We start from the raw sequence: 25,952 nt of genomic DNA on the forward strand, positions 1-25,952 counted from the left end.
ATTTAGGGAAATTTCGAAAAATTGATAATGATATACATTACTAAGAAATAATTAATTCAAAGTACTTAACTTTTCTTTTATTTCTGATAGAATGAGTATTATTTACCTTTAAGGGAAAAGTATAGAATAAAATATTATGTGAGGATAATACAATTGAAACAACTAAGTTTAAGAAAAAAGCTTATTTTTTCGTTTTTAGCCATGCTTCTCATTCCAACACTATTGATTGGAATAGTATCTTACCAAAGTGCTGAACAGCAAATTTCAGAGGAACAACGGGCAAGTGCGACTGAAAGTGTGCGCATTCTAAATTCCAATATTACAAACATGATTGAACCCAAATTGAAAGATGTACAATATTTTTCACAAAAATTTAGTGAAACTTACTTTCAAGACGAGAGCACTTTAGAACTAAAGTCATTATTAAGTGAATATGTAAACATGCACCCTGAAGTAGATCTGATATATATTGGAACTGCTGAAGGCAAACTATTTGATCAGCCTGTTCAAGAGTATCCTGATGGCTTCGATCCTCGGACAAGGCCTTGGTATAAGCAGGCTTTAGCTAATAATGGGAAGACCTCAATTACTGCACCATATGTTACACAATCTACAGGTGACATTGTCATTACAATTACTCAGGCATTACCAGATGGTTCCGGTGTATTAGGATTAGATCTAAATATTTCTACATTAAGTGACATTACGAATAATATACGTATTGGAGAAACGGGCTTCGCTTCTCTTTTAGATAACAATCAAATTTACATTGCTCAGCCAGATAAAGAAAGTGGTACAGAGGCAACGGAAAGCTACATTACAAAAATTTATGAGCAGGAAAGCGGTACGATTATTGAAAAAGACCGTCACTTACAATTTGTTACGAATGAGTTAACTGGGTGGAAGGTAATTGGTACGATGTTTACTGCGGAAGCTGCAAAAGCTGCGGCATCCACATTAAATATAAATTTAATTATCATTATTGTTTCCATTCTCGTTGGCGTTATTTTCATGCTCTTCATGATAAAGTCTATTGTTAACCCAATTAATCAATTGAAGCAAAGCGCATTAAAAATTAGCGACGGTAATTTAACGGAGTTTATTGAAATCCATTCTAAAGATGAAATTGGTCAGCTTGGAGAAGCCTTTATCTCTATGAAGGTGAGCTTAAAAAAATTAATTCGTAATGTTGATCAAAGCTCACAACATGTCCAAACAGCCGCTCAAAATTTATCTGCTAATGCAGAACAAAACATCGCTACCTCAGAGCAAGTTGCTGATGCCATGCACCAAATGGCAATTAGTACAGAAAAACAAACTACAGGTATTGATCAGAATGCCATTTCAGTTGAAGAAATTGCTAAAGGCGTTGTTGAAGTAGCAGACAGTTCCATGCAGGTTTCTGACCTATCTAGCCATGCTATCCAATTGGCAGAAGAAGGTGGACAATCTGTCAAACAAACTGTACAGCAAATGAATTCTATCCATAATTCTGTAACGCAATCAGATACAATGATTAAAGCACTATATGATCGCACGAAAGAAATCGGGTCCATTTTAGAAATGATTAGTGCTATATCAGATCAAACGAATTTATTAGCACTTAATGCAGCTATAGAAGCTGCTAGAGCAGGAGAACATGGCAAAGGCTTCGCGGTAGTGGCTGATGAAGTACGTAAATTAGCAGAGCAATCTCATCAATCAGCAGAGCAAATTTCTGCGCTCATTACTACTATTCAGCAAGATACAGCAAAATCTGTAGAGACAATGGTCAAAGCATCGACAGATGTTCAAGAGGGCTTACAATTGACAGAAGATACAAGTAGAAAATTCGCGAGTATTATCGAAAGTCTTCGAAACATCGCGCCGAAAATGGAGGATATTTCAGCATCTGCTCAAGAAATGTCTGCCGTTGTAGAAGAAGTATCAGCGACCGCTATTGAACTTTCCGATCACGCAAAATTAAATGCTGCTGCTACAGAAGAAGTTGCCGCTTCCACGGAACAAACTTTATCTTCTATGCAAGATATGGCTTCGTCTGCCAAAACCCTACTCGATATGGCGGATGAATTGCAGGGTTATGTCAATCGTTTTAAATATTAATTATTTAACTGCTAAATCTGAGTTCAAGATAGTATTGAACTCAGATTTTTTCTATTCCAAAAAGATAGAAAATTACAAAATAGGATATTTTTCTACAAATAATAGCGTTACATAACTTTATTTTACAGATTTTTCGGAAAATTGTATTGATTATTATTCATTTTCCTCTTAGAATCAGATTAAACATTTGAACGACTTAGGAGACTACTAATGTAATAAAACCAATCAAGTAGTTAGTTGTATTTCACTTCAATAATGTCGTTTAAGGAGGAATACTATATGAAACGAATTAGTTTAAGAAAGAAACTCATCTTTGCATTTTTAGTCATACTTCTCATTCCCGCACTTTTAATCGGGTATACCTCCTTTAAAAGTACCAAAAATCAAATACTCGCAGAGCAGCAAGCAAGCGCCAAGGAAAGTGTGCGTATGCTTAATAGTAATATTACTAATACAATTGCTCCTAGAGTTCATGATATCGAATATTTTGCCAAGAAAATAAATCAGTCTTATTTACAAGATGATAAAAAAGCTGAATTAAAAGGTCTTTTTCAGGAATATATAAATACACACCCAGAAGTCGAGCTAGTATACATAGGGACTGCTGATGGGCGAATCATTGATGAACCTGTCCATGACTATGCAAGTGATTATGATCCTCGTAAACGTCCTTGGTATATAGAAGCCATTGATAATAAAGGGCATGTATCCATCACTTCTCCATATATCTCAAAATCAACAAATAACATCGTTGTGACAATTATGCAAGCTCTTCCTGATGATTCTGGCGTAATTGCCTTAGATTTAAATATCTCTCTTCTAAGTGCACTGACAGATCAAACACGTATTGGAGAAACGGGCTTTGCCTCTCTGTTAGATAATAATAAGTTATATATTGCTCAAAAAGATAAGGAAAGCGGCACAGAGGCAACGGAAAATTATGTTTCAAAAATTTACGAAAAGCAGGAAGGTATTATTACTGAAGGTGACCGTCATTTACGCTTTGAAACAAATGAAATCACAGGCTGGAAGATAATTGGTACAATGTTCATTGCAGAGGCTACTAACGCTGCTACCTCAACCTTTACTATTACATTACTCATTATTGGTATTTCTATTATTGTTGGTATTATCTTTATGCTCTCAATGATTAAATCTATTGTTAACCCAATTAAACAATTACAGCAAAGTGCTCTTAAAATTAGTGAAGGTGATTTGACAGAGTATATTGATATTCATACGAAAGATGAAATAGGACAGCTTGCTGAAGCATTTGTCTCAATGAAAGTTAGCTTAAAAAGACTGATCCGCAATGTTGATCAAAGCTCACAACATGTTCAAACCTCGGCACAAGGTCTTTCAGCGAATGCTGAGCAAAATATCGCTGCATCTGAGCAAGTGACAGAGGCTATGCAACAGGTAGCGATTAGTACGGAAAAACAAACAACGGGAATCGATCAAAATGCTGTTTCTATTGAGGAGATTGCAAAGGGTGTTGTAGAGGTAGCAGATAGTGCTCTACAAGTTTCAGACCTATCCAGCCAGGCCATCCAATTAGCGGAGGAAGGTAGTCAATCTGTTGAGCACACTGTTAATCAAATGGTATCCATTCATGATTCTGTGGCTCAATCCGATACGATGATTAAATCCTTATTTGATCGTACAAAAGAAATTGGCTCCATTATAGAAATTATTAGCGCAATTTCAGACCAAACAAACCTTCTTGCTCTTAATGCTGCTATTGAAGCAGCACGAGCAGGTGAACACGGTAAAGGCTTTGCAGTTGTAGCAGATGAAGTACGTAAACTAGCGGAGCAATCTCATCAATCAGCAGAGCAAATTTCTACTCTAATTACAGGTATACAACAAGATACCGCTAAATCTGTACAAACGATGACGAAAGCTTCTGCAGACGTTCAAGAAGGTTTACAGCTATCCGAGGATACGAAAAAGAAATTTTCAAGTATCGTTGGAAGTCTTCGTGAAATTGCTCCTAAAATGGAGGATATATCAGCTTCAGCACAAGAAATGTCTGCCGTTGTAGAGGAGGTATCCGCAACTGCTATTGAACTGTCAGACCATGCCAAACTAAACGCAGCTGCATCTGAAGAGGTTGCCGCTTCAACGGAACAAACATTATCTTCCATGCAGGAAATCGCCTCTTCTGCTAAAACATTGCTTGATATGGCAGATGAATTACAAGGCTATGTAGACCGTTTTAACTACTAAATAATAAAGCACGATGATACTTGGTTTAGCCCCATCATCGTGCTTTTATCATGTTATTTCATTATTCATTTACCTCATGGCTAAATTGCCATTCAACGCCAAATTTATCTGTAAGTGAGCCGTAACATTTGCTCCAAAATGTTTCTTGAAGCTCCATTCTCACGTTACCACCTTCTTTAAGCTTATCAAATGCTTGACGCATTTGCTCTTCATCATCGGATACAACAGCTAATGTGACATTATTCCCTGTGGAAAATGGCATGCCTGGAAATGTATCTGAGAACATAATTCTACTACCGAATACAATAAGTCGTGTATGCATGACAAGATCTTTTGCTTCTTCTGGTAATGGATAGTCTGGATTTTGTGGTGTCTCTCCAAACGTCATAATTTCAGCCTTGTCCGTATTAAAAACGTCTTCGTAAAACGCAACTGCCTCTCGACAATTTCCATTAAAATTCAAATAAACCTCTACTGCCATTTTCAACACTCCTTTGTCATTTTTTGAAACAATTCTATTGTACATGGATTACAAAACATAACACAAATTATAACTAGAATATTTCATCTTCAAAGTAAGTTTGCTCCTTTCTTTTTAAATTTTTTATTTATTTTCACAAAAGCTTTGACATTTACTCAAAAATCATGTAAATTACCAAATGGCGAACAATTTAAATTAAATCTTGAAAAATATTCGTATTTTAGGAGTGTATATAATGGATAACGTATTTGACTATGAGGATATTCAACTTATTCCCGCAAAATGTATTGTAGAAAGTCGTTCAGAATGTGATACTTCTGTTACTTTAGGTGGTCACACTTTTAAACTGCCAGTAGTACCTGCAAATATGCAAACAATTATCGATGAAAATCTTGCTAAGAAACTTGCTGAAAACGGTTACTTTTACATCATGCACCGTTTCCAACCAGAAACTCGTCGAAACTTTATTCTAGAAATGCAAGGAAATGGCTTAATTGCTTCTATTAGCGTTGGTGTAAAAGAAGAGGAATATACATTTATCGAAGAATTAGCAGCTGCTAATTTAGTACCTGATTTTATTACAATTGATATTGCACACGGTCATTCAAATGCTGTTATTCGTATGATTCAGCATATTAAAAAGCATTTACCAAAAAGCTTTGTCATTGCAGGTAATGTAGGGACACCTGAAGCGGTGCGTGAGCTTGAAAATGCTGGTGCAGATGCAACAAAAGTTGGGATTGGACCAGGTAAAGTATGTATTACTAAAATCAAAACAGGTTTTGGTACTGGCGGCTGGCAACTAGCTGCACTACGTTGGTGTGCAAAGGCTGCTACAAAGCCAATTATTGCTGATGGTGGCATTCGTACACATGGAGATATCGCTAAATCTGTACGGTTTGGTGCTTCAATGGTAATGATCGGTTCATTATTCGCTGGTCATGAAGAGTCACCTGGTGAAACAATCGAAATCGAAGGTAGAACAGTGAAGGAATACTTCGGCTCTGCTTCTGAATTCCAAAAAGGCGAACGTAAAAACGTCGAAGGTAAGAAAATGTACGTTGAACATAAAGGTAGCATCAAAGATACATTAATCGAGATGCAACAAGATTTACAGTCATCTATTTCATATGCTGGTGGCACAAAGCTAGAGGCTATTCGCAATGTTGATTATGTGATCGTGAAGAATTCTATTTTCAATGGAGACAAAGTATACTAATCGATGTAAATCCGCTATTTTAAGCTTCAACATCACCCCAATTAAGAGCTGCTTTTTACTCTTTGTTGTGGTTATTTTTTTGGGACTCTTCACTTAAAAGACAATATTTATTTTCAGAATTTTCTATTTTATTAAAAAATTATATATTATAATAGAACTATATTGAAGGAATGAAGGAACGGGGGTTGTATCTTATGAAATCAGTACGTAATAAACTTGTTAGTCTCGCTATTATCGTTATTCTACTATCAACAGGCCTAGTTGGAACCGTCAATTATATGGTCGTGAAAGGAGAACTCGATCAGGTAGGTAGAGATAGTCTTAAAAACGGCACACTTGGCATACTTGAACTTATTGCACAGTTAGATACTCAAGTTCAAAATGGGAAATTAACGCTAGAGGAAGCTCAGGAAAGTGCTAGAACACAGATCGTTGGTCATAAAAATGAAGATAACAAAAGATCCATTGATAATCCCGTTAAATATGGAGATAATTTTTATTTCTATGCTTTCCAAGATAGTGGTATGGTTGAAACCCACCCCTCTCTAGAAGGACAAAATATCTCAGATTTACAAACAGAGGATGGGCGCTATTTTGTACGAGAAATGATTGAAGCAGCAAATGCTGGAGGAGGATATGTACGTTATGATTGGGCCCTTCCCTCAAATCCTGAAATTGTTGCGCCTAAGATTACTTATGTAGAAAAGGACAAGCATTGGGGCTGGATTATAGCAGCTGGTACATACGAAATGGACTTTAATGCGGGTACAAAAAATGTTTTATATTACACACTAGGCATGACCTTCCTTGCAACGATTATTGGTGTATCACTCTTCTGGTTCTTCTCTGGACGAATGACAACCTATATACGAAAAATTATGGTCATTACATCTGATATTGCTAAAGGCAAGCTAACTGGTGATGACATACCTGTTACTACAGAAGATGAACTCGGTATACTAGCTAGTAACGTGAATAATATGAAACGTAGCTTATACGAAATGGTCAACAATACAAAGGATAGCGCGTCCCAAATGCGCGTTTCTTCAGAAATGCTGAGTGCCATTACTGAGGAGACGACTGCCTCTGCTGATGAAATTCATCAAGCCATCAATGATATATCTAAGGGAGCTGTAGTACAAGCTGAGGAAGCAGAAATGGCCATTAGTAAAGTAGAAACATTGTCCTCACTTATCTCAAATGCTACAGATAAATATAGTGAGATTACAGAAAATATGAATATCATTAATCAATCTCAAGAAAACGGTAGACAAAAAGTAGATGTATTACTTCAAAATTCAAGTGAGTTTACGCAAGTGATTGAGGAATTGAGAACAACTTTTTCAAGTTTGACGAGCCAAATGAAAGAAATTCATCAAGTCGTACAAACAATTACATCCATTTCTGAACAAACAAATCTATTAGCACTAAATGCAAGTATTGAAGCAGCCCGTGCAGGTGAACATGGCAAAGGGTTTGCTGTCGTAGCTGAGGAAGTCCGTCATTTATCTGAGGATACGAATGAAGCCACGAATCGGGTTAGAAATCTATTACAGCGTATTGAGGTCGATACCGCTAATTCAGATTCAAAAATGATACACACGCTCCAACTGTCACAAAATCAGGCAATGTCGATTACGGAAGTAAAGGGAGCCTTTACTTTCCTAGCAGACTCCATTCATGACATTACAAAGCACCTTGTTTCTTTAGACAAAGGAATGAATGACATGGCGGAAAATCGAATAGTCGTGATGAACGCCATCAATGAAATAGCAAGTGTCGCTACACAATCTGCCGCAGCTACTGAACAAATTAATGCTTCTATTGACGAACAAAAGTCAGCGGTGACATCTATCATGCACTCCTCTATGGAGCTTCATACAGAGGCAGAGCGTATGTACGACTTGGTAGAACGCTTTACATGATAAAATACTATATAAAAAAGAATGCTACGCATATCCGTAGCATTCCTCTTTTACATTATAGTTTGTTAATTACTGCGTGGATTGTTTCCTTAAGCTCTGCATCGTGATCTGCTAGATCTACAAGGTTTCCTAGACGTTCACGTAATACAGGACGCTCAATTACTAGCTTTTCATCAAGTACTTGTACCAGTAGCTCGATAATAAGTCGATCACGAACATTTAACGCTTCTTCTAAACGTTCTGGTGTAATTTTCGCATCAGTTTTTGCAGCTTTTGCCATTTTAAAAACCCCTTTTATATTTTATATTCATGCACATCTATTTTAGCATACCACTAAATTATTTTGAAAACTTTCTTTCATTAAAATATACCAAAACTTTACAAAATCATAAGAAAAGATTTACGACAAATTGTTATATTTATATCATAATACACAGCTACTCGACCATATGATGATGTATTTACAAAACTCGATTGGAGGAATGGGATGAAGCAAAAAAATACGACTTATTTACAGCTCATTAAAGTTGTGCCAAAATCTCTACAGCTCTTTCTCAATGTTTGCCTTGTACTATTAGCACTCATTCTCTGTTTTTTGTTATTTAAGGAGCTAATTGAATTTCTTAAAATATTACTATTCGCTAAGGAAGATGGTGATTATAAACTATTCCTTGCCAATATTCTTATTTTCTTTTTATATTTCGAATTCATCACAATGATCATTAAATATTTTAAGGAGGATTACCATTTTCCACTTCGATATTTTATCTATATAGGTATCACAGCGATGATTCGATTAATTATTGTGGAGCATGATCATCCTCTAAATACGTTAATTTATTCATTAATTATCCTCATACTAATCATAAGCTACTTTATTATCAATATAACGCCACTTGAAAGGCCAACACGTTCTTCCATTCTCATCAAAAAAGATTAAAAGCCCTCACGCCCATTCTAAAATGCCGATATACATGTGGGCTTTTCAAACACATAGAAGAATTGCTGTAAAGCCTGTAAATACTGATTATCGCTAATCTGTATTCGACTCAGCATAAATAGCTCTTGGACCGTTACGACGCCCATTACTAGTGATGAAAGCTCAGCTACATCTATCGTTACTTCAACATCATAGCTATCACTTTCTAGCAATTTAATTGTACCGTTAACAGCCTCAACAATAAGTTGCTGATTATTTTTTGCCAGTAACGAATCCATAACATTCAATTTAAATGTCAAAGTGACACCGTTAAAATTGCGTGTTAGGAGCTCATCAAAAAAGCCCTTCACATTTATGATACGGTACATTAGACCAACTCCTGACACGGCACTTGCGTGATATACACTTGGAATTAAATGATTTGTACCATTTCTTACATCCTCTAAAAAGAAATGGACATTTTCTTCTTGTGTATTCCATTCGATTCGGGTTACTTGATCCGCTTGACTGTTTAAAAATGTACTAAGCTCTAGCAAAGCCTCAGGAGTTTCATAGATCCACTCTTTAATGACCAAATTATTGAGCATAAAATTACTATCGCTTTGTTTATTAAAAGAAAAGGCAATATAGCCCTGAACTGTACCTTCCTGTTCCATTGCAATCACATAGTTATCTGGATTATTAAAAATAAAAGATAGTTCCGATTGTGTTTTAAGAAACATCCCATGTTTTTTTGCTACTACCCTGTTGTAGCAATCTACTAGCTGTTGTTGATCTTCAACTGTCAAATATTTAAGGTGCTTTTTGGTTGGTCCTTTAGGGAAGCTCGAAGGCTCTACCAAGTATTGATAGATTTTCGGTCCATAGCCAAAACCCATTTTCTTATAAAAATCTGGTCTAAACGGATACAAAGCCACAAAATGAATATTTTTTTCTAAAAAGATGTTAAAGAAATGTTGGATTAATTCTTTTGCAGCCTTCTCTTTTTTATGTAATAAATCAACTGCAACAAGTCCTACCCCACCAATTGGTAACATTTTAGAGAATAGATTCATTTGAAAGTCATGTAGTCGCATACCACCAATGAGTTTGTCCTTTTCCCAAAGTCCATAATAATGAAGAGATTCATCGTTGCTCTGATTTTGCATAAAATGCTTTTTCAGCTCTTCTTTTGTTGTATGTGTTCCATTCAATCTTCCTGGATATGCACCTACAACGATATTTACAAAGGCTACAAAATCTTGCTCTTTTAATAATTTCTCTACGACCCTCATTATGTCCCCTCCATTTTCAAATTGTTGCATGTTGTTCACGAATTTTTCATATTAATTTTTATACCCCATAATAACATATATTACCACGACCAATTAATGAGTACTGAAAATGATTAAAGGAGGAAAATGTATGACTTTAATTGATTCATATATTCACGAAGTGACTAAAAGGCTACATAAAAATAAACGTGAGATAATCAAGGTTGAACTAAAGGCTACTATTGAGGATATGTTGCCAGAGCAATATACAGAATCTGAGGTGAAGGAAGTACTTAGGAAGCTTGGAAGCCCTTCAGAAGTTGCTGCGAGCTATCAGGTTACTCCCCACTTTTTAATTGGTCCAAAGAATTTTGAACAATATACAAGAACCATCAAGCTAATTATTCCTTGGGCAATTCTTATTACGATCATTGTTCAAATAATAGAGAAGATGGTTCTCTATTCTGGAGAAGAAGCACTTCTCACAACCATTATTACAGCATTTGTAGGGATTATTGTTGCAATTATTGCTGTGTTATTTCACGTTTTGTTTTGGCTTACGGTTATTTTTATTATTAAGGACCGTTCTGGGGCTGAAAAGTTTTCGATCCCTTTTCTGAGAGATACCAAGCCATGGTCACCTGATGATTTAATACAAATTAAAAAGATTCCCAAAGATAAAATCATTCCTATAAGTGATACGATTTTTAGCCTTTTAGGAATACTTATTTTTTCTTTTGTTTACTGGAATGCCTATCGTCTTTTAGGTATTTATACAACGAATGACAACGGCAGCTTGAAATTTGTTATGCCTATCTTTAATCAAAATATTTTACAAGCGTTTGTTCCCATGGTCTTACTATGTATTATCCTAAGTCTAACTTTAACCTTATTAAAATGGCGTGCAGGACAGTGGACAATGCCTATCGCCATCACTAATGCACTACTTCAAAGTGTAGGAACAATTGTGTTTATTTTAATAGCGATACACCAAGATTTTATTCACAGCGCCTCTATTCCTTATATTGCGGCTATAACAGAAACAACCTCAGCTAAAGTTGCCTTCACTATTGATAAAATCCTACTTGTCAGTATAATTATTGCTGTTTTAGCAAATGCATTTGATATCTACCAAGGATTTAAAAAGGCGAAAATATAAATTCCTTTTAATTCATGTATTTAGTAAATCACACATTCAAATCGCCAAAATACCTTTATTCTTTGATGTTTTGTATAATGATAAAGTTGAAAGTATTTTATATACATGAAAAATAATCTGCACAATTCAATCAGAGTAAGGGGAAAGTACTATGACCATTCTTCTAGTTGATGACAATCAAGTCAATTTATTTGTCATTGAGAAAATACTAAAAAATGCAGGTTATGAAAACTGTGTTTCTCTTTCATCTGCTTATGAGCTATTTGATTATTTACAATTAGATGCACCCAATCCGACAGGAAATTCAGTAGATTTAATTTTGTTAGATATTATGATGCCGGAAGTAGATGGTATTGAGGCCTGCAAACGCATTAAGCAAAATGAGAGATTAAAAGATATTCAAATCATTTTTGTTACAGCACTTGAGGATAAAAACAAACTGGCAGAAGCCCTAGACATTGGTGGTGTAGATTATATTACTAAACCAATTAATAAAACAGAGTTGCTTGCCAGAATGCGTGTTGCCTTACGTTTAAAGGCGGAATTAGACTGGCACACACAGCATGAAAAGAAAATACAATATGAACTAGATTTAGCAACCCATGTACAAAGGAGTCTTCTTAGCCCACCGTTAAATGAGAAGGACATCCGTATTGAAGTTTCTTATTTACCATCCTCTAATTTGGCAGGAGATATGTATTATTGGTACAAAATAGACGATCATCGTTATGCCATTATATTATTGGATATGATGGGTCACGGTATATCGGCAGCGTTGGTTTGTATGTTCATCTCCTCTGTTCTAAGAGAGGCGGTTAAGCAATTGGTGGAACCTGAACTTGTCATCCAAGAACTGAATCGTTATATGACGCTATTACAAGATGGGAAAGAGAATAATCTTTATTATTTTACAGCGATTTATTTAATCATTGATACAGAGCAAAAAACAGTCGAGTACATAAATGCTGGCCATCCTCCTGGATATGCACTAATCGATGAAAAATCATGTATTCCATTAGATCAGGGTAGCTGTGCAGTCGGTTTCTTCGATGAAATAAAAGTAAAAAAGCAATCTATTCAATATGAGCATGACATTCAAATCGTGTTATTTACAGACGGTGTATTAGAGGCAATGGGACCCTGTGAATTAGAATCAGAAAAGCATTTGCAAACGCTAACATCCTCCAAGTGGGATTATTCACAATGCCTAATCGATAACCTTTTGCCTAAGGATAAACAAGAGAATCAGCCTGATGACATGTGTGTTTTAATGATTCAAGCTAGCACTAAAACTATATAAAAAAGCAGAGGCTATCCGTTAAAGATAGCCTCTTACTCATTAATACATTTTTTGATAAATTCTTTCGTTTCCAGAAATCTCCTTATACTTTGAAATAACCTCTTCAAATCGCAATGTTTCTTTATCCCCTAAGCATAAAAAACCTTTGTCACTTAGACTTTCATAAAATAATTGATGTACCTGGCTCTGCAGCTTAGGTGAAAAATAAATAAGAACATTTCTGCACAGAACAACATGAAATTCATTAAATGAATGATCTGTTACTAAATTATGTTGAGCAAAAATAATATTTTTCAATAATGTTGGATGAAAGTAAGCATATTGATAATCTGTTTGATAGTATTCTGAAAAAGCATGGGCACCTCCAGCAAGCATATAGTTTTTTGTATATGCCTGCATTTTATGAATTGGAAAGGCCCCCTTCTTAGCTTTTTCCAATACTTGCTCGTTCATATCTGTTGCATAAATTACAGATCTCTCTATTAGCCCCTCTTCTTGAAGCAAGATAGCCATAGAATATACTTCTTCACCTGTTGCACAACCTGCATGCCAAATACGGATTTCTGGATATTCTCGTAAAACGGGGATGACCGTTTCACGAAAGGCCTTAAAAAAGGTTGGGTTGCGGAACATCTCTGTTACATTTATCGAAAAATCGTTTAATATCTGCTCTAAAAATTCTTTATCATGAATGACCTTTTCTTGTACACGTGAAATCGTTGGGATGTTATTTATCCCCATCCTATTGTAGATTCTGCGCGAAATGGATGAACGATTATATTGACGAAAATCATAGCCCGATAAACGATAAATAGCCTCTAGTAACAAATCAATTTCTAAATTTGTATGCTTATTTAATTGTATATTTTGCTCCAAAGGCTGAAATTGTTCCATGTTCATTAACTCCCCTTAGAAACTAACCATACTCTTAAAACTGATATTAATTGATCTAAATTTAATGGCTTACTAATATAATCAGATGCACCTGCCTGCAATGATTTATCACGGTCATTTTTCATCGCTTTAGCAGTCAATGCAATGATTGGCAAATCGATACGTTTCATTTGCTGACGAATAATAGTCATCGCTTCATAGCCATCCATATTAGGCATCATTATATCCATCAGAACAAGATCGATATCTGGATTAGCCTGCAAGACCTCTAAACATTCTAGCCCATCTTTGGCAACTAGAATGTGCATGCCTCTTTTTTCTAATGCCGTTTTTAACGCATAAATATTACGGTTATCATCATCAACTATTAAAATATTTTTCCCTTGAAACACCTCAACCTCAAGTTGAAGGGCTTCTTCCATTGCTACTGGCTGCTCTTTGATTTGTTCCTCTTCCACCGTCGTAACAGCCACTTCGTTCATGGCAAGCTTTTGGCAGTGCTCCTCTTCAATTCCATTTGGTAGGCTCGGAAGCGTTAACGTAAAGCTACTACCTTGCCCTTCAGTACTTTGTAAAGTAATCCAGCCACCAAGTAATTTGGCAAATTCCTTACAAATAGAAAGACCAAGACCCGTTCCACCATATTTTCGGACCGTAGCTCCATCTGCTTGCTGGAATGATTCAAAAATCAGCTGGTGTTTGTCTTTTGGAATACCTATTCCTGTATCTGAAACTGTAATTTCTAACCAATCAGTACTTATATCCTGCATATTGTTTGTTAGTTGTTCTGGTGTAAGCTGGTTAATGTCTAATGTGACAGAACCCTGCTCAGTAAATTTAAAGGCATTCGATAATAAATTCTTTAAGATTTGCTGGAATCTCTTCTCATCCGTATAGAATACATCCACTACATGATCTGCCTTTGAAATATGGAATGCTAAGTTTTTCTTCCTCGCAACTGGTGAGAAGGTATGTTCAATTTGTACAGGTACTTCGCTCATATTCACTTCGTTAAAAATAATATCAAGCTTCCCTGCCTCGACTTTAGATAAATCTAATATGTCATTGATTAAAGCAAGTAAGTCCTCTCCTGAAGAATGAATAACTTTAGCAAACTCTGCTTCCTCGTCTGTTAGATTGTGTTGGCTATTTTCTGCTAGCATTTCCGATAATATTAATATGCTGTTTAAAGGTGTTCTTAATTCATGTGACATATTCGCTAAAAATTCGGATTTGTAATTGGAATTAAGGATAAGCTGCTCTGCACTTTCTTCTAATTCCTTCTTCGCTTTCTCTAGCTCTCTTGATTTGGACTCTGCCTCTTTCGTGCGTTCCTCAAGCTGTTCATTAATCATTGTCAGCTCTTCCGTCTGCATTTGTAATTCCTCAGATTGTGTCTGAAGCTCCTCTGATTGAACCTGTAATTCCTCAGTCATTGCTCTTGATTCATTCAATAGACGAACAATTTCCATACGCCCTAAAACGCTATTCACTGTTAGCCCAAAGGTTTCAGTGACCTGTCTCACGAGTTCTTGCTGTAACTTACTGAACTTAGCCATTGTTGCTATTTCAACAACCGCTATAACTTCATTTTCAAAAATGACAGGAATCAATAAAATATTTTGTGGTCTAATCTCACCTAATCCCGTTTTGATTAAACGATAGTCTCTCGGAATATTATCATAGAATAGTACTCTTTTTTCTAATGCACATTGACCGATTAACCCTTGTCCTATTTTGAAACTCTCCATACCAACACCATCATCCGTGTCAGCAAAAGCAGCCTTTTTCACAAACTGTACTTGGTTCTCTGTAACTTCCCGAACATAAAATGCGCCAAGGGATGCTTGGGTTTTTTGTGCTACTTCTGATAGGAAAGTCTCCGCTAATTTTGTAATTGCTGAAATACCTTGATAATTTGTCACGATTTCAGCTACATTGCTTTGTAGCCACTCTCTTTTTTCAACTGACTCTAAAAGTGTATTCGTTGCATTAGCAAGTTCATTCACTTCATCATTTGTATTCACATGAATTCTTCTTGTGAAATCACCTTTTGTAGCTGCTATTTCTTGAATTGTTTGTGTTACTTCTGTTATCGTTTTTACAATTGAACGGGAAATGCCACTAGCGATGGCAATGGCTATTGTAGAAACTAAAATTAAGATCCCAAATAAAGCACTAGTTAATTTACTATTTCGCTTGTCTAACTGACTAGCCTTCGCCTGTGTATAAGCATTTTCAGTGGCACGGAATGAATCGAATAATTTGCGCATTTTTTCCATATCCTGACGACCATTATCCACTTTAAAAAAATCATTTACTGCTTCTACATCATTATCCTTTTTATATTGAATAGTTGGTTCCCCTGACGTTGCAATCCAATGTTCAATTGTTTCCTCTATCTCTTTAAGTTTGTCCTGCTGAGCTGGTTTATCTTTCATTTGTTGATAGAGTTCATTAAAATCTATTTTCCAATTTTCAGCTGCATTATCGTAGGGTTCCAAATAACTTTGCTTACCCGTAATGATGAAAGCTCGCTGACTTGATTCCATATCCAATATATATTTTTCAATTTCATTCGTTAAAGTTAGAACATTGGAATCGTACTTAATAATAAAATTTCTTTCCTTCTGCAAAGATGTAATTTGATTATTTAATATGACAACCGTCGCAAGTAGGCAAAGAATGATTACGATATAACCTAATGAAATCTTTGAGCGTATACCCAATTTTAATCTATTTAACATTTGGTTTTCCTACCTTTACCTTTCTTTTACTTTAGTATGATTACTAGTATACATGTAAAAATAACTAATTATCTCCTATTTTAGATTCTTAATAAAGTAATTTTGCTGAATTTGTATCAATAAGTCTATGCATTTATCATATACATTTTATATTGAACCATTTCTAATTTAATTAAGGAGAGAAAACATGTGGATATTATCGTAAGACCAGGAGATTCACTTTGGCATTTCAGTGAGGTATTTAAAATTCCTCTTCAACTCATTTTAGATTCTAATGAAAATATAAATCCCCAATTTTTAAGAGTTGGACAACGGGTTCGTATTCCTGGTTTTGTGACCAACAACTATCAAATTAAACAAGGAGACTCTTTTTGGCAGATTGCCCAGAGCCGAAACCTTCCCCTAGTCGCCCTCTTGCTTGTTAATCCTGAGTTCAGTCCAAATCGATTACAAATCGGTCAAATGATTCGCATACCTCAACGTATCACATGGCGTTTAGTTGAAGGTAAGCAAAATTACACGTATACCCATATGATGAACGATCTCAAAAAGCTCCTTGACGCATATCCTTTTCTTCATAGCTCAAACATTGGCAGCTCCGTTTTAGGGAAAGAGCTACCTGAGCTGTCAATTGGCCATGGTGCAAAACGTGTACACTATAATGGCTCATTCCATGCAAACGAATGGATTACTACACCTATTATTCTAACATTTTTAAATGACTATTTGCTTGCCCTCACCAATCAAAGTAGTATTCGCGGAATTTCTCCATTTTCTCTTTATCAGCAAACATTCCTTTCTATCGTTCCAATGGTAAATCCTGATGGCGTAGATTTAGTAATACAAGGTCCACCAAATGATGAAGCATTAAGAAATCAACTAATTGCATGGAATAATGATAACGCTGATTTTTCTGGCTGGAAAGCAAATATTCATGGAATTGATTTGAATGACCAATTCCCTGCCAAATGGGAGCTGGAAAGTGCCCGTAATCCAAAAACACCAGGGCCAAGAGATTATGGTGGTGAAAGACCACTATCTGAACCTGAAGCCATTGCAATGGCTGATTTGACCAAGCAACGTGATTTTTCAAGAGTATTAGCCTTTCATACACAGGGACGTGTCATATATTGGGGCTTTGAAAATCTAGAGCCCCCAGAATCAGAGGTGCTTGTAAATGAATTTAGTAGAGTAAGTGGCTATGAGCCCGTTCAATCTGCTGGAAGCTATGCTGGTTATAAGGATTGGTTTATTCAAGATTGGCGTAGACCAGGCTTCACTGTTGAATTAGGAAGTGGTACAAATCCTTTACCAATCAGCCAGTTTGATGACATTTACGAGGAGTCTTTAGGGATTTTCCTTGCTGCATTGTATATGTAAAAAGAGTACTCGAACTCCATTCGCTATGAAATAGTCCTTTTGGGCTTTTCAGCGAATGGGTTTTTTATTGAAAATCTCATCATCATTGTAAAAAAAAGGGAATAAATTACTTTGACAGACAGAGTAATGTTTGCTACTATTACTCTGACAGATAGAGCAATAAAAAAAGTAGGTGACTTATGGTTCGCAGTGATATTATCCGAGGACATTTGGATTCGATTATTTTACGGTTAATTTCAGAAAAAGACCGTTATGGCTACGAAATTTCTCAGGAAATAAGTCTCCGTACAAACAATCGGTTTCAAATCAAGGAAGCAACTTTGTATGCAGTTTTTCAACGTCTCGAAAAAAAAGAAATTATTGAAGCCTATTATGGAGATGTCTCACATGGAGGCAAAAGAAAGTATTACCGTATTACATCATTAGGTAAGGCCTATTTAAATGAGCTAGTGAAAGAATGGTCGGAAGTAAAGGAAATAATCGATTTATTTATGGAGGGCTTAGAATGAAAAGAATAAAAAACCATATTGATGAGCTTTTTAAAGACATTCCTCGAACTAACGAAACGGAAATGGTTAAACAGGAAATCATTGAAAATCTTGAAGAAAAAGTATTTTATTTGATGGACCAAGGTAAAGAACAAGAGGATGCCATTAATAAAGCCATTGTAGAATTTGGAGATATCGAAGACTTAAAGCAAGAGTTAGGTGTTAAAGAACCAGCAAAGAAAAACATGGCCAAATTAAACTTAGAATTTTCAATTTGGGGTAGTGGCTTAATCATTGCATTTTTTATTTTTATTAATCTTTATTACACACCACATACTATTTGGGCAATCTATCCGATTTTCGCCATTCTTTGGTGGCCTTTATCGATGTACTTTGTGTGGTCTCGTAAGAAATGGGGTGAATAAACATGAGGAATTTTATTAACTTTTCTATAGTGGGGAGCTTGATGACAATGATTTTTTTAGGGGCTGTTAATTATACGACATCTCCTCAAACAATGTGGTTTGTATATCCATGCTTATTGCTACTGCTTTGGCCTATTACGTTATTCTTTATGGCTAAAAAATTGTATAAACAATACTCAATTGTTTGTAGTGCCTTAATTATTACATTTCTAATAGTTGAAAATTATATTTACGCACCAGATCATTTATGGTTTGTCTATGCGATTTATCCTATTATCTGGTGGCCAATCCTCATGTACTTAGATGAAAAGGCAAAAACGTTAAAAACAGCCCTAATTGGATGTGCTTCTACCATCATCTATTACTCTATATTGAATATAATTGTATCTCCTCAATACCCTTGGGCAATTTATCCTGCTTTTTTAGTGATATGGTGGCCTCTAGCTTTATATCACGCGCAACGAAAAACCTTTGTAGCATTCTCCGTTACAGCTACGATACTAATTAGTATCTTTTTCATTACAGTAAATGTTGTTTCTTCACCAAGCGTTATATGGGCGATCTACCCTATTTTTGTGACACTTTGGTGGCCTCTGAGTATGTATTTTTATGTGTATAAAAGAAAAATGTATCATGCTAGCTTTATGAAACGCATGTAAAGTAGGGATTGTATGAAAAGGATTAAAAAGTTCATTAAATATCTTGTCTTGATTATGACCTCCTTACTATTATTAGCACTTGTATTTCCAACATGGACATCATCTATAGAAGACATGAACAGCATCAGTACGCTAGAACAGGTAGAAATTAACGGCAGTGATCATGAAATCATGATACGGGGCAATAACAAAAATAATCCTGTCATCATCTTTGTCCATGGCGGACCAGGTTGCTCTGAAATACCCTACGCTAAAAAATATCAAGATTTATTGGAAACCGAATTTACAGTGGTAAATTATGATCAAAGGGCTAGTGGGAAGTCTTATCATTTTTTTGAGGACTACTCAAATCTTTCATCTGATTTGCTTGTGGAGGATTTACTAGCACTGACTGACTATATTGCTAATCATCTAGATAAAGAAAAAATTATCTTAATTGGTCATTCCTACGGTACCTATATTGCCACACAAGCAGCTGCTAAAGCTCCTGATAAATATGAGGCCTATGTAGGGATTGGTCAAATGAGTAATACCGTTGAAAGTGAGATGGACAGTTTACACTTTACGATCAAACAGGCTCAGCTTAAGAGTAACACAGAGGATGTTGCACATTTACAGAGGTTAATGGAGGAAATTAGTAGTGGTAAAACATTTACGCCTCGTCATTTAGTGAGCAAATACGGTGGAGCTACAAGACTTATTACTAACCCTGATGGAAATATGTTAAGGATGCTTTTTAGTACCGAATATAATTTGTTAGATATTATTCGATATAGCAAGGGGATTTCCCTATCCCAAGAAGTTTTAGTAAACGAAGTCCTACAGTCCCCACTTCCTGCGAAAGTCAATTCACTGACTCTTCCTTTCTATTTTGTAATGGGGGATTATGATTATCAAACATCATCGAATAGCGCTAAAAAGTACTTCGACCAAATTATCGCGAAGAAAAAAGAATTCATAGCATATGAACAATCTGCTCACTACCCCCAGTTCGAAGAAAAAGAGAGATTTTTCGAATGGATGCGTATGACTTTTAAAAAATAAATATTTCTTAAAGTAATTCTACACTTGGTAGCATTTATTTAATTGCTATATAATTTAATTATTAAATATTTTAGCGGACGTGATTATATGCCAGAAAATCTAAACAATGTAGAAATTATTATGAAAGAAATGCTGGAAATACAGCAGAAGTCGAAAATGTTTGTAGATCTTTTATCTGAAGGAGAAGCGTTATCACAAAACCAATTAATATTACTCCTACAGCTAAAAATAAATAATGGGATGAAGGCAACAGAAATTGCTGAATTCTTTAGTGTAACACCCGGAGCTGTAACTTCCATGTGCGATAAACTGGAAAAACTCGAACTCATACAAAGAATTAGAGAAAATAATGATCGACGTGTGGTCAAAATGGCTTTAACCAATATTGGTGACATGAAGGTTCAAGAAATCTTTTTAAAGTTTTCTCAGGATAAACTCATAGACATGGCCAATATCTTACGCGAAGTAAACCAATTAATGAATAAAATTTTTTAGGATTTCAACAAATTGAAATCCTTTTTTATTGTTTAATTTAAGCAGTGCTTTTGTTCTTGACAAATGGAAGTAGCATATAATTTAATTAATATATATTTTAATTATTAAAATATATATTAATTAAATTATAATGAGGTGACTTTATGTTTCAAAAACTCCGTACCCTTACACAAACGAATGGCACAGTTAAACATTTGGATGCTAATTATGAACAATTAAACATTCGAGGAGCTGTATCGTTACAACAAGAAGTACACTTAATAAAAGTGTCCACTCATGGTCATAGCTCCTTCTATTATCCAGTTACAGCGCAGATATTTAATAGCTCTGGCTCGTGTAAGTTAAAGGATTTTTGTCAAATCGGAGAACTCACAAATGCTGGGAATATTAAAATACGTAATGGTTTTATCCAAAAAATCAATAGTTCTGGAAAGCTAATGGTTGAAGAGAAATTACAGAGCGAGCAATTTGATGCCATTGGAATAGTCAAGGCTGAGGAAATAGTCGCTAATCACTTTCATTTGAAGTTATCGGGAGAAAGCGGAATTGACAGGTTAAGGGCTGAAAATGTGGTAATAGAAAAGGATAGGATAACTCTTCTTCCGTTATTTAAAAAAATATTACGTTGTCACACAATTAGTGGAAAACACCTACAATTATCTAATACAAATGCAGAGTTTGTGGAAGGGGAAGTCGTCCATGTTGGGGAAAATAGTGTGATTGGGACACTTTACTATACGGTTGATTATTCGATAGCTTCGAATTCAAAGGTGCACCACATTATACGGAGGGAAAAAGAATGATACTTCTAAAAATGCTAAAGACTTTTTTTTGCTCATTAGCTTTAGTGGTATTATCTGTACTTTATGTTGGATTACTTTTAAGCGCTGGCTTATCCATACTCGCTGGTTTTTTACGAACATTCGGAGTCAATCAAATTAAAATGGGCCTTTGGTATGGCGTAGAACTTCCTGTTATGTTCAGCATCCCCTTCGCCCTATTAATAGCTCTTCTATTGTTCTTTTGTACCACATATATTAAACGTTCTATTGTTTTTTGTTTGTCAAATCTTCGAATATAAAGCAATAAAAAAGTAAGCATATTTTTTAAATAGAATATGCTTACTCTCAACGACTTTAAATAAGTTGCTTCACAATTTTATCAGCAGTTTTAAGCATTGCTAAAGCTCTCCTTCAAGAAAACGGATAAGGTATACTTCAGGTCTACCAATAAATTCTTTAAAACTACATAAGTTAGCATACTCCTCATGCTCCACATCATAGCACCCTATTTGGCCTTCTCCTTTTGGATTCCAGACTATTTGCAAATCAGAGTAATTGTCGATATTTGCGGAAAGAAGGAGGAGCTTTCGATGACCTAGCTTCATCTCAATTGTATCAGTTAGTTTGAAAAAATCGATAAAGTGAATGTCATAATCATTTGGTGCAAGCTCAAGATGCAGTCGATCTCCTGTCAGAAAATTAATCAATTCATCTGGTAACTTGTATTTTTTCAATGTCTCTTTTTTGTTTTCAATAGTATGGAGTTCTATTGGTTCTAGAGCCTTTAAGTAATTTGCTAGTTCCATATTTTTCATACGTACAGCAATTGTATAAGCTCTCTCACCATCTTTCTCCGCTAAAGTGACGTTTGCACCTCGTTCAATCAAATAGTTCACCATAGCTATATTTCCCATTCTTGTTGCAACTGTTAATGGTGTTGCTTCATAGGGATAGACCATATCAGGCATTTGATAATTAATATCTACTCCTTGATCAAGTAAATAAGTGACTGTTTTTTTATCAAAATTCGACACAGCCTGACGCAATACAGGACCTCCATGCTGCTTTATATCAAGCCCAAGTTCATGAATAAGAGGGATATTTCTTTTATTGCCATAGTAGGCCTGAGAATAGGCTCCAGAGCCCACTTGGTTATAGCCATCTAATTTTGCTCCTTGTTCAACAAGGTAACGTACTATATTTTCTTTACAATATCGAACAGCTCTTAAAAAAGAAGGATTTTTTTCCACATTTAAATTAACCCCATATCCAACTAATAATTTTACTACATCCAATCTTTGTGCAATCAACGCTAAATCCAATGGGCTTAATGATGTATGCTGACTTAAACATATCTCTTCTTCAATATTCCAGCCTTTATCCCTCGCAACTCGCAAAGCTGTAATATTGCCAGTATAGATATACATTGCAAGCTCTGGTAGTGCTGAAAATGTTCCAATATCTTGTAGCTTAATCATCTATAGATTGGCTCCCTTCTTATTGTATATACAAAGTATAGAAAACTACCATCTTTATCACAATGGGACATAAAGCTATAGTGTTATAAAATAAAGGGCAAGATTTATAGCAAATTTGATGGTTCTTTTATTAAAAAGAAGGCAATTGAATTTAAAATTTCCCAGGAAAGAATTTATTCAAATTAAAAAGAGCTCTCAATCAGAATAGATTGAGAGCTCTTTCTTAAACGCTTACCATGACTTATTTTTATTTTAAGCCAAGTGCTTTATCTGTTGTTGCATTTATTTCTTTTAGAAGCTCAGGGTTTTCTGCTAATGATAGACCATAAGATGGAATCATTTCTTTAATTTTTGGTTCCCACTCCTTGATATGTTGAGGGAAACATTTATTAAGAACCTCAAGCATAACATGTACAGCCGTAGATGCACCTGGTGAAGCTCCTAGTAAAGCTGCAATCGAGCCATCAGAAGCACTTACAACTTCTGTACCGAATTGAAGTGTTCCTTTACCGCCAGCTTCTGTATCTTTAATTACTTGTACACGTTGTCCAGCTACGATAATATCCCAATCATCACTTTTTGCATTTGGAATGAACTCACGTAACTCTTCCATACGTTGTTCTTTTGAAAGCATAAGCTGTTGGATTAAATACTTTGTTAAGCCCATCTCTTTCACGCCCGCAGCTAATAAAGTTGTGATATTATGCGGTTTTACAGAAGCAAATAAATCCATATTTGAACCTGTTTTTAAGAACTTAGGAGAGAAACCTGCGAACGGTCCAAATAGTAATGATTTCTTGTTATCAATATAACGTGTGTCAAGATGCGGAACCGACATTGGTGGAGCACCAACTTTTGCTTTTCCGTATACTTTTGCATGATGTTGTTCAGCTATTTCTGGATTATTACATGCTAAGAATAAACCGCTAATTGGGAATCCACCAATATGTTTCCCTTCAGGAATACCTGATTTTTGTAGTAATTCTAAGCTTCCTCCACCAGCTCCAAGGAAGACAAATTTTGCTGAATGATATTCCATTTTACAGCCATCTAAATCGTGCACACGTACTTCCCATGTACCATCACTAGCTTGTTTTAAACTTTCAACACTATGATTATAGTTAACATCTACATCTTTCGCTTTTAAGTGATCAATTAACATACGTGTTAAAGCACCAAAGTTAACATCTGTACCAGTGTCAATTTTCGTTGCAGCAATGTCTTCACCAGCAGGACGATTTTCCATAATAAGTGGAATCCATTTTTTTAGTGTTTCAGGGTCATTAGAAAATTCCATTCCTTCAAATAAAGGATTTTTTGTCATCGTTTCATGGCGTTTCTTTAGAAACTCAACATTTTCTTTCCCTTGTACTAAACTCATATGTGGTAAAGGCATAATGAAGTCTTGTGGATTATTGATCAGCTTATTGTTTACAAGATACGACCAAAACTGTCTTGAAACATGGAACTGTTCATTAACATTAATCGCTTTTTTGATATCGATTGATCCGTCTTTTTTCTCTGATGTGTAGTTCAGCTCACATAATGCAGCATGTCCAGTTCCCGCATTGTTTAATTCGTGAGAACTTTCCTCGCCTGCTTTTTCAAGCTTTTCAAACACTGTAATTTTCCAATCTGGTGCTAATTCTTTGAGTAATGTTCCCAAAGTTGCACTCATGATTCCGGCACCAATTAAGATAACATCTGATTTAATTTGTCTGTTACTCATTTTTACCTTCCTTATATGTTAAGATTTGCAGAAAGGATGTAAGCACTCCCACTTTAGAAGTACTGTAGCCATGGAGCAACCTCGGAGCACACCATTTCTGTATCAATTATTACCTTATTGCAGTTTATCACAATTAGTTCAAGAATAAAATATCAACTATTTATATGAGAGTTATCAGCTTTTTTCGAGCCTTTCCAATCATAATTCAAGCAAAAAAATCACTTTTTGTTCTAGATAAAAATTGAATTATTTAAGCTTATTTGGAATAATCGGCCTAAAAATGGTTGACATTTTCATAAAAAATAGGTTCTTTTTATTATTATATCTGTATAATAACATATAAATATGAAGCTCGTCTTGTATCTGAACTAACTTTTCTTACCCCAAAGATTAACTTTCGATTGGGCTTTTTATATGCCAGCCATCTATTTGAAAACCGCCCATTTGTATGAACACATACCTTACTACTGCTTCATATGACGCCATCATCTTTTCAGCATTGTCCTCATGCATTGCTCTCATAAAAATTTCTCTAAAGTCCTCATCTGGAAATGCTGACTTACTATATTTTTGCAGGTAAATTGGATCTTCAAGATAGGCATAGATTTGATAAAAGGGTATCGTTTCATGGTTTAAAAACTGACTGTACACCAAAAATAAATTGGCTAATGAGTTATGGTAGGTAAAGGAAAAGTCCATTCTATCCTGCTCATAACAATCCTTTAAATTATCTAGTGTATCCCACAATTCATATTTTTTTATTTCTAAGACCGTTTTATTCATTGTTTTATACTTTTCTTTGAGCCATTCCTCTGCTTCAAATTTTAAATCTTTTATTATTCCAGTATAATCAAATAAAATTCTACCTGTTTTAAATTGGACCATCGACATGGTTCTTCTTTTTTTAAAATCATCTTGAAAATACCCACGAATTTGACTTGGTGGATTCGCAAAGTATTCAATTAAAAAACCATCAATAACACGATTCCCTCTTTCCCTCCATCCCACATTATCTGCCAAAATAATATGGACATCGATATCAGAGCGCTTAGAAGGATTTCCAGTAATATAGCTCCCACATACGAGCGCTCCTACAACTTCCTCTTTATCTTGCCATGCTTTCAGGAACGTTTCTAAGGCTATTTTCCATTTTGCCATTGATCATTCACTCCCTTTTTAATTGATTTATTTCTATAATACTATTGAAAAAACAGAAAACCTC

At 35.2% G+C, this 25,952-nt stretch carries 22 protein-coding genes; 14 read left to right on the forward strand and 8 right to left on the reverse strand.

The features are described 5' to 3' along the window. Positions 1–153 precede the first annotated feature (153 nt). Positions 154–2,103 carry a methyl-accepting chemotaxis protein gene (locus tag L6W14_RS22490; protein ID WP_237898916.1) on the forward strand — a complete coding sequence of 650 codons (1,950 nt, stop codon included), beginning with the start codon at positions 154–156 and terminating at the stop codon, positions 2,101–2,103. A 279-nt stretch (positions 2,104–2,382) separates the two neighbouring features. Next, a complete protein-coding gene (locus L6W14_RS22495; RefSeq protein ID WP_131521777.1) occupies positions 2,383–4,332 on the forward strand; it encodes a methyl-accepting chemotaxis protein in 1,950 nt (649 codons plus the stop codon). 61 nt (positions 4,333–4,393) lie between these two features. On the opposite strand, the gene L6W14_RS22500 is transcribed toward L6W14_RS22495, so the two are convergent. Continuing rightward, complete coding sequence (locus L6W14_RS22500) at positions 4,394–4,813, reverse strand: VOC family protein (protein ID WP_016992246.1); 420 nt, start codon at positions 4,811–4,813, stop codon at positions 4,394–4,396. A gap of 235 nt (positions 4,814–5,048) precedes the next feature. Between L6W14_RS22500 and guaC the strand changes: the two genes are divergently transcribed. Together guaC and L6W14_RS22510 are read left to right on the forward strand one after the other, a co-directional pair. Beyond that, positions 5,049–6,032, forward strand: coding sequence for a GMP reductase (gene guaC / locus L6W14_RS22505; protein WP_004233490.1), 984 nt, complete (start codon positions 5,049–5,051; stop codon positions 6,030–6,032). A gap of 194 nt (positions 6,033–6,226) precedes the next feature. Next, entirely contained in the window at positions 6,227–7,957 is a 1,731-nt protein-coding gene (locus L6W14_RS22510; protein ID WP_237898917.1) for a methyl-accepting chemotaxis protein, read from the forward strand. A gap of 55 nt (positions 7,958–8,012) precedes the next feature. On the opposite strand, the gene L6W14_RS22515 is transcribed toward L6W14_RS22510, so the two are convergent. Beyond that, complete coding sequence (locus L6W14_RS22515) at positions 8,013–8,237, reverse strand: hypothetical protein (protein WP_004233486.1); 225 nt, start codon at positions 8,235–8,237, stop codon at positions 8,013–8,015. A gap of 207 nt (positions 8,238–8,444) precedes the next feature. On the opposite strand from L6W14_RS22515, the gene psiE reads away from it, so the two are divergent. Further along, a complete protein-coding gene (psiE, locus tag L6W14_RS22520) occupies positions 8,445–8,897 on the forward strand; it encodes a phosphate-starvation-inducible protein PsiE (protein WP_237898918.1) in 453 nt (150 codons plus the stop codon). A 17-nt stretch (positions 8,898–8,914) separates the two neighbouring features. Here the strand turns inward: psiE and eis are convergent, their stop codons facing one another. Continuing rightward, on the reverse strand, positions 8,915–10,171 hold the full coding sequence (gene eis / locus L6W14_RS22525; protein ID WP_131521774.1) for a GNAT family N-acetyltransferase: 1,257 nt from the start codon (positions 10,169–10,171) through the stop codon (positions 8,915–8,917). Between the two features lie 130 nt (positions 10,172–10,301). Between eis and L6W14_RS22530 the strand changes: the two genes are divergently transcribed. Both L6W14_RS22530 and L6W14_RS22535 read left to right on the forward strand, forming a co-directional pair. After that, entirely contained in the window at positions 10,302–11,309 is a 1,008-nt protein-coding gene (locus tag L6W14_RS22530) for an HAAS signaling domain-containing protein (protein WP_237898919.1), read from the forward strand. Positions 11,310–11,460: 151 nt separating this feature from the next. Then, the gene (locus L6W14_RS22535) at positions 11,461–12,609 is read left to right on the forward strand and encodes a SpoIIE family protein phosphatase (RefSeq protein WP_131521772.1); all 1,149 of its coding nucleotides are present in this window, start codon (positions 11,461–11,463) and stop codon (positions 12,607–12,609) included. Positions 12,610–12,648: 39 nt separating this feature from the next. On the opposite strand, the gene L6W14_RS22540 is transcribed toward L6W14_RS22535, so the two are convergent. Together L6W14_RS22540 and L6W14_RS22545 are read right to left on the reverse strand one after the other, a co-directional pair. Continuing rightward, complete coding sequence (locus L6W14_RS22540; protein WP_237898922.1) at positions 12,649–13,503, reverse strand: CheR family methyltransferase; 855 nt, start codon at positions 13,501–13,503, stop codon at positions 12,649–12,651. 5 nt (positions 13,504–13,508) lie between these two features. After that, positions 13,509–16,250 (reverse strand): ATP-binding protein, encoded by a 2,742-nt coding sequence (locus L6W14_RS22545; protein WP_237898926.1) that lies wholly within the window; start codon positions 16,248–16,250, stop codon positions 13,509–13,511. A 189-nt stretch (positions 16,251–16,439) separates the two neighbouring features. On the opposite strand from L6W14_RS22545, the gene L6W14_RS22550 reads away from it, so the two are divergent. From L6W14_RS22550 to L6W14_RS22580, 7 genes are all read left to right on the forward strand, one after another. Beyond that, positions 16,440–17,630 (forward strand): M14 family metallopeptidase, encoded by a 1,191-nt coding sequence (locus L6W14_RS22550; protein WP_131521769.1) that lies wholly within the window; start codon positions 16,440–16,442, stop codon positions 17,628–17,630. Between the two features lie 179 nt (positions 17,631–17,809). After that, the gene (locus L6W14_RS22555) at positions 17,810–18,139 is read left to right on the forward strand and encodes a PadR family transcriptional regulator (RefSeq protein ID WP_004233468.1); all 330 of its coding nucleotides are present in this window, start codon (positions 17,810–17,812) and stop codon (positions 18,137–18,139) included. Continuing rightward, the gene (locus L6W14_RS22560; RefSeq protein ID WP_048395459.1) at positions 18,136–18,543 is read left to right on the forward strand and encodes a permease prefix domain 1-containing protein; all 408 of its coding nucleotides are present in this window, start codon (positions 18,136–18,138) and stop codon (positions 18,541–18,543) included. The genes L6W14_RS22555 and L6W14_RS22560 overlap by 4 nt, the downstream gene beginning before the upstream one ends. A 41-nt stretch (positions 18,544–18,584) precedes the next feature. Beyond that, complete coding sequence (locus L6W14_RS22565) at positions 18,585–19,202, forward strand: hypothetical protein (protein WP_227744974.1); 618 nt, start codon at positions 18,585–18,587, stop codon at positions 19,200–19,202. Between the two features lie 12 nt (positions 19,203–19,214). Next, positions 19,215–20,246, forward strand: coding sequence for an alpha/beta hydrolase (locus tag L6W14_RS22570; RefSeq protein ID WP_237898927.1), 1,032 nt, complete (start codon positions 19,215–19,217; stop codon positions 20,244–20,246). 87 nt (positions 20,247–20,333) lie between these two features. Then, a complete protein-coding gene (locus tag L6W14_RS22575; RefSeq protein WP_054548503.1) occupies positions 20,334–20,741 on the forward strand; it encodes a MarR family transcriptional regulator in 408 nt (135 codons plus the stop codon). 143 nt (positions 20,742–20,884) lie between these two features. Beyond that, positions 20,885–21,544, forward strand: a complete 660-nt coding sequence (locus L6W14_RS22580) for a hypothetical protein (protein ID WP_237898929.1) — start codon at positions 20,885–20,887, stop codon at positions 21,542–21,544. Positions 21,545–21,921: 377 nt separating this feature from the next. On the opposite strand, the gene L6W14_RS22585 is transcribed toward L6W14_RS22580, so the two are convergent. The 3 genes from L6W14_RS22585 to L6W14_RS22595 all read right to left on the reverse strand — a co-directional run bounded on the left by L6W14_RS22585 (position 21,922) and on the right by L6W14_RS22595 (position 25,888). Next, positions 21,922–23,001, reverse strand: coding sequence for an ankyrin repeat domain-containing protein (locus tag L6W14_RS22585; RefSeq protein WP_237898930.1), 1,080 nt, complete (start codon positions 22,999–23,001; stop codon positions 21,922–21,924). 247 nt (positions 23,002–23,248) lie between these two features. Continuing rightward, positions 23,249–24,730 carry a malate:quinone oxidoreductase gene (locus tag L6W14_RS22590; RefSeq protein WP_004233452.1) on the reverse strand — a complete coding sequence of 494 codons (1,482 nt, stop codon included), beginning with the start codon at positions 24,728–24,730 and terminating at the stop codon, positions 23,249–23,251. Between the two features lie 390 nt (positions 24,731–25,120). Then, a complete protein-coding gene (locus L6W14_RS22595; RefSeq protein ID WP_237898932.1) occupies positions 25,121–25,888 on the reverse strand; it encodes a nucleotidyltransferase domain-containing protein in 768 nt (255 codons plus the stop codon). Between the last annotated feature and the right edge of the window lie 64 nt (positions 25,889–25,952).

Source organism: Lysinibacillus sp. ACHW1.5 (genome assembly GCF_022014815.1).
Taxonomy (GTDB): Bacteria; Bacillota; Bacilli; order Bacillales_A; family Planococcaceae; genus Lysinibacillus; species Lysinibacillus capsici.